This is a genomic window from Stenotrophomonas sp. GD03877 (assembly GCF_029840555.1).
GTDB classification, from domain to species: domain Bacteria; phylum Pseudomonadota; class Gammaproteobacteria; order Xanthomonadales; family Xanthomonadaceae; genus Stenotrophomonas; species Stenotrophomonas geniculata.
This window is the reverse complement of sequence record NZ_JAOCCT010000021.1, coordinates 79,809-88,243: the sequence shown is the minus strand read 5'-3', so window position 1 is coordinate 88,243 and position 8,435 is coordinate 79,809. Positions and strand designations below refer to the sequence as shown.

The window sequence follows — 8,435 nt, the reverse complement described above, 5'->3', positions numbered from 1 at the left end:
CGGTCAAGCCTGCTTCCAGCAGGCTTGACCACGAACATAGGATCTCGACTCTACAAAAGCGGGGCTACCGGTCCAGCCATCGCGGCCGCAGCATCAATGCCAGCACCAGCACCGCCAGGAACGCGCCGTAGGCATACAGCACCGCCAGCACCTGTGGCCAGATGGGTCCGGCGCCGGGCTGCACCACGCCGATGCGGTAGCCCCACAGCATCGACACGATGCTCAGGGCGAAGGCCAGCGCCAGGGTGGTGCTGTCGAACAGGCGCCGCCGCGGGGTACGCGGCTGGCGCGGGAACAGCCAGTACAGGCTGCCCAGCAGCAGGAACCAGGGCAGGAACAGCAGCAGCGACAACCAGGCCATCGCAGACTCCATGTCATCGCGCCGGAGGCGCGCGGACATCATGCCATGGGCGCTGTGCCACGGTCGTGCCGGCGGAGTGCTTCCCTGTAGAGCCGAGTCCATGCTCGGCTGCTTTGCAGCCCAGCCGAGCATGGGCTCGGCTCTACAGAGGCGGAGCAAAGTCGAGCATGGCTCGACTCTACAAAGGGCAGGCAGGCCCGGCGATCAGGTCCCTTCGCGCAGCACGGCCAGCGCGGCCAGCACGGCGTCCACTTCGGCTTCCAGCTTGAACAGTTCGCTCTGCAGCTGGTCGCCCTGCTCGGCCTGCTTGATCACCGCGATCAGCTGGCCGGCATCACGCGGCGAATCGAAGCCTTCGCTCTGGATCAGCAGCGTGCCGTCACCGGCGGTCAGCTTGAAGTAGAAGCGGCCGTCCTTCTCGCGGTACTGCTTGAACAGCGGCGGTGCCACGCGGGCCACGCCGGCATCCTCGCTGGCGATGTCGCCGGCGCTGGACAGGTCACGCAGGCCCACCGCGTGGCGCAGCTCTTCCAGCAGCGGTACCGCCAGCTGCTCGCGCAGCTGCTGGCCACGGCGCTTGAGCAACGCTTCGATTTTCTCCGGCTCGGCCATCAGCGCGTTGTAGCGCTCGCGCAGCGGCGACAGCTCGCTGTCGATGCGCTCGAACAGCTGCTGCTTGGCATCACCCCAGCTGATGCCGGCGGCGAACGCCTTGGCGAATTCGGCGGTCTGTTCCGGGGTGGCGAAGGCCTGGTACATCTGGAACAGCGCCGAGCCTTCGGTGTCCTTCGGCTCGCCCGGTGCGCGCGAGTCAGTCAGGATCGAGAACACCAGCTTCTTCAGCTCCTCGCGCGGCACGAACAGCGGAATGGTGTTGTGGTAGCTCTTGCTCATCTTGCGGCCATCCAGGCCCGCCAGCGTCGCCACCTGCTCGTCGATCACCACGTCCGGCAGCGGGAAGTACTCCTTGCCGTACACGTGGTTGAAGCGCTGGGCGAAATCGCGCGCCATCTCGATGTGCTGGATCTGGTCACGGCCCACCGGTACCTGGTTGGCCTTGAAGATCAGGATGTCGGCAGCCATCAGCACCGGGTACATGAACAGGCCGGCGCTGACGCCTGCGTCCTCGTCCAGGCCTTCCTCGCGGTTCTTGTCCACCGCCGCCTTGTAGGCGTGCGCGCGGTTGAGGATGCCCTTACTGGCGATGGCGGTCAGGAACCACATAAGCTCGGTGGTCTCGCGGATGTCGCTCTGGCGGTAGAACCACACGTGTTCCGGGTCCAGGCCGCAGGCCAGCCAGCTGGCCGCGATCTCCAGGGTCGCGCGCTGGGTGCGCTGCGGGTCCTGGGACTTGATCAGGCTGTGCAGGTCGGCCAGGAAGAAGAAGCTCTCGATCCCCGGCGCGCGGCTGGCCGCGATGGCCGGACGGATGGCGCCAACGTAGTTGCCCAGGTGGGGCGTGCCGGAGGGGGTGATGCCGGTAAGGACTCGGGTCGTCATGACTGCGTGGGGTAACCTTCGATGAACGGGGCCAGTTTACCTTGCACGCCACCAACCCCGTCAGGGCCCGCGGCGCGTTCATTCACGCAACCCCGCTGGAGACGCCCGATGAAACGCCTGCTGCCCCTGCTGCTGATCCTGCCCCTGGCCGGCTTCCGCCCGGCTCCCATGCCGCCGCCGGTGTACGAGGGCGGCCCCGTGCGCATGTCCCTGGTCGACCGCGACCGCGGTACCGAATTGCGCAGCTACCCTGCCGAGGGCCAGCGCTGGGTGGCCGGCGAGCGCGGCCACCGCTACGCCGTGCGCCTGTACAACGACAGCCCGCGCCGGGTGCTGGTGGTGCTGTCGGTGGACGGCGTCAACGCCATCTCCGGCGAGGATGCCGATCCCTCGCAGACCGGCTACGTGCTCAACCCCGGCCAGCGCGCCGACATCACCGGCTGGCGCAAGAGCCAGGACGAAGTGGCGCAGTTCGTGTTCAGCAGCCCCAGCGGCAGCTATGCCAGCCGCACCGGCCGCCCGGACAACATCGGCGTGGTGGGCGTGGCCGTGTTCGAGGAAGCGCGCCGCTGGCGCCCCGAACCGATCCTGCGCCGTGGCCTGCCGCTGCCGGCCCCGGCCGCGCAAGCCGAGGCTGCCGCTGATGCCAGTGCCAGCCGCATCGAGGGCTATGCCAGCAAGTCGCAGGCCCCTGCGCTGGGCACCGGCCACGGCGCTCGCGAACAGTCGTCGGTACGCGATACCAACTTCGAACGCGCCAGCCGCAGCCCCGCCCAAGTCCCGCAGCTGCGCTACGACAGCGCCCGCAACCTGCGCGCACGCGGCATCCTGGTGGATTCACCCTCGCGCCTGCCGCGCGAGCCCCAGGCCTTCCCCAACCGCTACGTGCCGGACCCGCCGGCGCGCTGATCCTCCCGCCCAGACAACACAACGCCCGCAACCTCTCGGTGCGGGCGTTGTGTTGTGAGGGAAACCGAAGCGCTTACTTGTAGTCCGGGTAGTCCTTGCTGACGCTGTCCTGGAACTCACGGACTTCCTTCTCGGCGCGGTCCTTGGCCCAGCCATAACGTTCCTGCAGGCGACCGGCCAGATACTCGGCATTGCCCTCGGCCACATCGAAATCGTCGTTGGTCAGATCGCCCCACTTGGCCTGGGCCTTGCCCTTCAGCTGCGACCACTTGCCGGAAATGATGTCTTTGTTCATTGCTGGGAATCCTTGGCTGCAACGGCGTTCTTACCGTGGCTCCAGCTTCGCGCAGCAGCTGTTGGGTACCGGTCAACCGACCATGAAAACACTGCTCACCTGCTTGAATGGTTCACTACGCTTCGACATCACGCAGTGAAAAGCACGCACAAAAAAGGCCGGGGATGTCCCCCGGCCCTTTCTCTTTCCGTTCCGCGCCGGGCTTACTTGCCCTTGGCGGCGTCCTCAACCTTTTCACCGGCCTTCTGCACGTCCTTGCCAGCACCGGCAACGGTGTTGCAACCGGCCAGCAGGGCCACCGAGAACATCGACAACAGCATCAGGGCAACTACGCGCTTCATGGGCTTCTCCTTGGGTTCGCCGCTATACCGCTTCATTCGCGGATGGGATTCTTTCGCTCGGCGGGAGGGCACCAATGCCCACTGCCGCCGCGTGAAGTGCAATCTGGCGGCAGGGGCGTGGAGCGGGCGTGAACGGTTCGGCAATCCGTTCAGCAGGGGCGGTCAGTCGCGCATCAGGGTGGACTTGCCGAACAGGCTTTCCACCAGGTCCACGGCCAGTTCAGCGGTGGCATTCTGCTTGTCCAGCAAGGGGTTGAGCTCGACGATGTCCAGCGAACCCATGCGCCCGGTGTCGGCGATCATTTCCATCACCAGCTGCGCCTCGCGGTAGTTCACCCCGCCCGGCACGGTGGTGCCCACGCCCGGCGCGATGCTGGGGTCGAGGAAGTCGACATCGAAGCTGACATGCAGGTGGGTGTTCTCGTCGATGCCGGCCAGCGCCGCCTCCACCGCGCGCTTCATGCCGTTCTCGTCGATGTAGCGCATGTCGTACACATCGACCTTGTGGGTCTTGATCAGGCGCTTCTCGTCCGGGTCCACCGAGCGGATACCGATCTGGTGCATCTGCGACGGGGTGATCGCCGGTGCGCTGCCGCCGAGGTGGGTCAGCGCCTTCGGGCCGAGGCCGCACAGGCAGGCCACCGGCATGCCGTGGATGTTGCCCGACGGGGTGACATCGCTGGTGTTGAAATCGGAATGCGCATCCAGCCACAGCACGCGCAGGGTCTTGCCCTGCTCGCGGCACCAGCGTGCCACGGCAGTGATCGAACCGATGCCCAGGCAGTGGTCGCCACCGAGCATGATCGGCATGCGGCCGGCCTGCAGTTCGGCATAGCTGGCTTCCATCAGCGCATGGTTCCACGCCACCACTTCATCCAGGTGCCGGTAACCTTCCACCGGCGCGGTCCACGGGTTGCGCGGGCCATCCAGGTTGCCCAGGTCGCGCACGTCCACACCGCGCGCCTCCAGCGCCTCCGGCAGGCCCGCCACGCGCAGCGCTTCCGGCCCCAGCCGTGCACCGCGATGGCCCGCACCGACATCGGTGGGAACGCCAATCAGGGATACGGAGATGGGATGGGCCATGGGTGCCTCCTGCGCGGAAAAAGAAGCACAGTCTAGCCAGAGCTGTGTGACACCACTCGCGGCGGTGCAGCAGGGCATTGGCATGGCATGATGCCGCGCGGACCCGACCGTCCTTCATGGAAGATTGCGATGTCGCCCTTCATCAATACCGCGTGGCCACGCTTTTTCACCGTGGCGCTGCCGGTCGCCGTTTTTGCGGTTTTTTTGAGCAACTCGATCGATGCGTCGCCGAATGGCTGGCTGATGCAGGCGACACTGCTGCTGGTGCCGTTCTCGACCCTGGTATTCCTCGGGTTGGGCTGGCAGCGTCTGCGCAAGGCGCACGCTGAATACCCGATTCTGAAAAGCGAACTGCACCGTATGCTGGCGGCGTTGATCGGCAACGTGAAGGTGGCCGCGCTGTGGTTCGGCTTGACGTTGTTCGGAACGTTCGCCCTGCTGCTGGCGTGGGTTTTGCTGCGAACATCAGGCGGCTGACGGAGGTCCCTGCCTGCGACGAACTCAACCGCCGCGGTGGCGAACCGGCGTTACGCTCTGCACCTGGCCGTTGTTGCGCATCATGCACAGGAAGCGGCCATCGGGATAATCGATGATCAACTCCTGATAATCGCTGCCCACCGGTAGCTGAGTCACCAGCGTGCCTTGCGCACCCTTGCGCATATTGCAGGAACCCAGCGCGGTATCCCCCGGCGGCGCGCCGTTGGCCGCCTTGGACGCATTGCGGAAGACCGCACGGCAGCCACCATTCACCCACACCGAATGCCGCGACAGGCCCCAGTTCTGGCCTTGCTCGCAGCGGGCGTGGCTGAGCTGGCGCACGATTTCCACGTTGCCGCGGGTATCCATGTCGCACGACACCTGCTGCTGGCCGGTGGATTCGCAGGTGACTTCGCGCGGCAGCACCGCGTCGTTGTCGTCATCGTGGCGACGGTGGTCGCGATGTTCAGACGGCGCGGGCGTTCCACTGGCACTGACCTGGCAGATGCCATTGGCGCCGCCTCGGCCGGTATAGCTGATCTGCGGCGTGCCGTCATCGCTGCGGCTGATCGACAGCGTGATGCCACTGTTGGCATCGCGTGCTTCGAAGTAGCGGTCGTTGAAGCGCTTCAGCGTGGCCTCGCGGCCTTGTACGTAGACCGGCCCGCCTTCGTCGGCGTGCACATCGATGCCGCCCGGGCAGCTGGCGTTGAAGAACGGTACCGCAGCCATGGCCGGGGCCACGAAGGCGGTGGACAACAGTGCGGCGGTGAGCGACAGGGCATGGCGACGCATGTGCAGATCCCGAAGGGGCCCAGGTTGGGCGCGTGGCGGCAGTATGCGGTGGGGCGTTGCGGGCTGTCCGTGAGAAACATCAAGATCCGGACGGCGCGCGTGGGGATTCATGTCTGGTAGGGTGTTCTGGAAGCCCTGCCGGGGAAGTTAAGCCAGCTTTACTTCCTGGGCCATGAAAGGCCGTGCTACAGCAATGACGCACCAGGATTCATCGTTGGTTGCAGCTCCGCGCGAAATGTCGCTTCTGGCATTGCGATGCTCGAAACGGGCTAAACGCGATAATTCATTTTTCCTTTCAGATCACCCGATGCCATCGAAACAAACGACTGGCAGGCGGTGATTTCACGTGCGCATGATGAATCGCCATCTGCAAGGGTGGCCGGGACTTCCAAGCCCGTGTTGTCAACGATGTATACGCTTGCCAGCCGGCGTCGTCCTCCCAAGTACGGCGCCGGCTGGCAATCCGTTAGCCGATCGACGGCGGGCGGTGCGTGGGGGCCTCGTGCCCGCCGATTCGTTGACCCGGTCTTGGAAGCCACGCATCGCCCGCCACCCTCTTCGGGTGGCACCTCTGTTCCCGACGAGGATGCCCGCATGCCCAAGACCCATCACCCGTACCTGACCGCCACCCTGGGCGAGGCGGCCCTGCGCCTGCCGCCCGAACTGGCGCAGCCGTTGGAGGCCGCTTTCGCTGCCGCCAACGAGACGCCCGCGCCGATCAACCTGCCCGGCTGCCTGCAGCGCATCCAGGCCGGTGACGCCGCCGATGGACAGCCGTGGACGGGGCCCGCCAGCACACCCGGCCAGGCCGTGGCCGCCGCACGCAGGGACCGCGCCGCCGTGGGCCTGGTGTCGCTGCTGGAGCTGTATCACGCTACCGAGCGCGTTCGCGTGGATGGGGAAGAGAAAGACGATATCGGCGACGGTGCGCGCGAGGGGCTGATGCTGGCCTGCCGGGGGCTGGCGGAGTATGTGGCGTTGCAGGAGCGAGGGGCTCCGTAAAGCGGAATACCGGGGCCCCGGCGCGCAGGTACCCAACGTCCCTTCCCCGGCCGTCAAATCAAACAGGGCCGCTGCTGGGATGAGCACAGCCATTCCAAACCTGATATCTGTTTTGTTTGGGCTGCAGCCGCACGAGACTGATTCGCGCGATGGTGGTGTTTACGGGATGATTGCGTCCACCGCGCGCGTCCTACGGTGCGCGCGTCGAAGTACGTTTGGTTCAATACTCCCACCGCAGCCCATCAATCGCCCCCAGGACCAGGAACGATGGAACGCTCTTTGAAGGAACTGCGCAACACATTTGAGAATGCGCTCAAAGCTCATCTGAAAACCGAGCTGGCAGGCCATCCCGGGCTGGTGGTCAGCAAGAACAAGATCGTAATCAAGCATCGGTCGGGGGCCGTTGCAATCCTGCATTTCGAGTATCTGGCCAACACCAGGAGCTACGAAACCCTCGTCTATGCCGAGCATCCGATCCTGCAGATGGAGCTCGAACGCATCGATCCGCCTTATCCATCCAACCTGGCAAACGCGAAACTGGTGTATTGCATGTCAACCGTCAGCGAGCGCGAGGCCTGTCCCCTACTGCCTGTCACGGAGCAAGGCGTTGAACGTACCTGCCGAAGCCTGCTCCAGAGGCTCCTGGAAACCGACTTGCCGATCATCTCCAACCTCTTCGACCTCGGCCCCAGGCTGGTGAACGATGTGCTTGCCAGGCCCGAGCGCTACTCCTATCCGGTTCCAATCATCCATTCCGCCTTGCGCCGCAACGGCATCAGGCCCGATGTCGACACTGTTGCCAGGATCCTGAGCGAGAAGACCCTCGGCTACACCAACCATCGGGAACAGAAGGATTCCTTCAACAGGAAATTGATGGCGGAGCCAGAGTGAAGCGGATTGACCCGGCCCCGTGTGTGGGCAATGCATGGCATTGCCGCAGAAGCAACGATGCCGTTGTCCTGCTAGTGCGTTTACCCGTGGGCTATTGCCCGAACGAGCCCCTGTAGGGGGCGGGAACAACAGATGATCCTGAGCTGGAAGACCCCGATCCACTACAACGAGAAGCTGATTGGCACCTATGACGCCCGCATCGGCTCCTATGAGGCGTCCTGCTCCAACTTCGACTACCTCGCCCTGCTGGAGGGGCAGCCTTATCCGCAAACGATGGACAGGCCACCCGTGTTCTTCCAGTGCAGCGCGCAGAAGCTGCTGCAGCATGACTGCCTGTGATCGTCAACGCTTCCAGGAGCGTCGAAGCCATCGACCACGCCCGCTCTGAAGCCGAGCGGGACGATGACGGCAACATCATCTACTTCAACCAGACCTGGTTTCTCGATGCGCCCTCCGAAATGGGCCGGATCGCCAGGGAGCCACAGTCCGGGGATCTATTGATTTCGGCAGGCCTGGCCGATCTGATGATCGACTCAGGCTTCAGGGGCGACACGGGGTTGGGGTTCTTCCGCGCCGAACGGCGTTTCACGCCCTACCGTGGCCATGCCTGAATCAGATCCCGACCAGATGACAGTGTCCCGGTAAAAAACATCCGAGGATGGTGCGCTTATCGGAACCAAAACCCCTTGCGGCACAGGGGCTGCCGGGGTGCTGTGTGCCTTTCGTGTGCCGTATCTGAGGTAGGTGCGGCAATTGGTCACCTCATTGCGGCATGATCAGG

Annotated in this window: 12 protein-coding genes; 6 read left to right on the top strand and 6 right to left on the bottom strand. The window is 64.8% G+C overall.

Annotated features, from left to right (window positions below; all coding sequences use genetic code 11):
* Positions 1 to 64: 64 nt before the first annotated feature.
* Positions 65 to 361, bottom strand: coding sequence for a hypothetical protein (locus N5D20_RS15805; protein WP_197643773.1), 297 nt, complete (start codon positions 359 to 361; stop codon positions 65 to 67).
* A gap of 204 nt (positions 362 to 565) precedes the next feature.
* A complete protein-coding gene (locus tag N5D20_RS15800) occupies positions 566 to 1,861 on the bottom strand; it encodes a tryptophan--tRNA ligase (protein WP_279915023.1) in 1,296 nt (431 codons plus the stop codon).
* 108 nt (positions 1,862 to 1,969) lie between these two features.
* On the opposite strand from N5D20_RS15800, the gene N5D20_RS15795 reads away from it, so the two are divergent.
* Complete coding sequence (locus N5D20_RS15795) at positions 1,970 to 2,770, top strand: hypothetical protein (RefSeq protein ID WP_279915024.1); 801 nt, start codon at positions 1,970 to 1,972, stop codon at positions 2,768 to 2,770.
* Positions 2,771 to 2,843: 73 nt separating this feature from the next.
* Here N5D20_RS15795 and N5D20_RS15790 read toward each other — a convergent pair whose 3' ends face one another.
* The 3 genes from N5D20_RS15790 to rocF form a co-directional block, all read right to left on the bottom strand.
* Positions 2,844 to 3,065, bottom strand: a complete 222-nt coding sequence (locus N5D20_RS15790; RefSeq protein ID WP_004137109.1) for a CsbD family protein — start codon at positions 3,063 to 3,065, stop codon at positions 2,844 to 2,846.
* A gap of 203 nt (positions 3,066 to 3,268) precedes the next feature.
* Entirely contained in the window at positions 3,269 to 3,406 is a 138-nt protein-coding gene (locus N5D20_RS15785; RefSeq protein WP_014035659.1) for an entericidin A/B family lipoprotein, read from the bottom strand.
* A gap of 162 nt (positions 3,407 to 3,568) precedes the next feature.
* Positions 3,569 to 4,489, bottom strand: coding sequence for an arginase (gene rocF, locus N5D20_RS15780; protein ID WP_043401829.1), 921 nt, complete (start codon positions 4,487 to 4,489; stop codon positions 3,569 to 3,571).
* A 129-nt stretch (positions 4,490 to 4,618) separates the two neighbouring features.
* Between rocF and N5D20_RS15775 the strand changes: the two genes are divergently transcribed.
* Entirely contained in the window at positions 4,619 to 4,966 is a 348-nt protein-coding gene (locus N5D20_RS15775) for a hypothetical protein (RefSeq protein ID WP_197654765.1), read from the top strand.
* Between the two features lie 24 nt (positions 4,967 to 4,990).
* Here the strand turns inward: N5D20_RS15775 and N5D20_RS15770 are convergent, their stop codons facing one another.
* Positions 4,991 to 5,761, bottom strand: coding sequence for a DUF3011 domain-containing protein (locus N5D20_RS15770; RefSeq protein ID WP_197654766.1), 771 nt, complete (start codon positions 5,759 to 5,761; stop codon positions 4,991 to 4,993).
* 594 nt (positions 5,762 to 6,355) lie between these two features.
* On the opposite strand from N5D20_RS15770, the gene N5D20_RS15765 reads away from it, so the two are divergent.
* The 4 genes from N5D20_RS15765 to N5D20_RS15750 all read left to right on the top strand — a co-directional run bounded on the left by N5D20_RS15765 (position 6,356) and on the right by N5D20_RS15750 (position 8,265).
* Positions 6,356 to 6,763 carry a hypothetical protein gene (locus tag N5D20_RS15765; protein ID WP_279915025.1) on the top strand — a complete coding sequence of 136 codons (408 nt, stop codon included), beginning with the start codon at positions 6,356 to 6,358 and terminating at the stop codon, positions 6,761 to 6,763.
* A 267-nt stretch (positions 6,764 to 7,030) separates the two neighbouring features.
* The gene (locus N5D20_RS15760) at positions 7,031 to 7,654 is read left to right on the top strand and encodes a hypothetical protein (protein ID WP_279915026.1); all 624 of its coding nucleotides are present in this window, start codon (positions 7,031 to 7,033) and stop codon (positions 7,652 to 7,654) included.
* A 132-nt stretch (positions 7,655 to 7,786) separates the two neighbouring features.
* On the top strand, positions 7,787 to 7,993 hold the full coding sequence (locus N5D20_RS15755) for a hypothetical protein (protein ID WP_279915027.1): 207 nt from the start codon (positions 7,787 to 7,789) through the stop codon (positions 7,991 to 7,993).
* Positions 7,990 to 8,265, top strand: a complete 276-nt coding sequence (locus tag N5D20_RS15750; RefSeq protein WP_279915028.1) for a hypothetical protein — start codon at positions 7,990 to 7,992, stop codon at positions 8,263 to 8,265. Before N5D20_RS15755 ends, N5D20_RS15750 begins: the two co-directional genes overlap by 4 nt.
* The last annotated feature ends 170 nt before the right edge of the window (positions 8,266 to 8,435 follow it).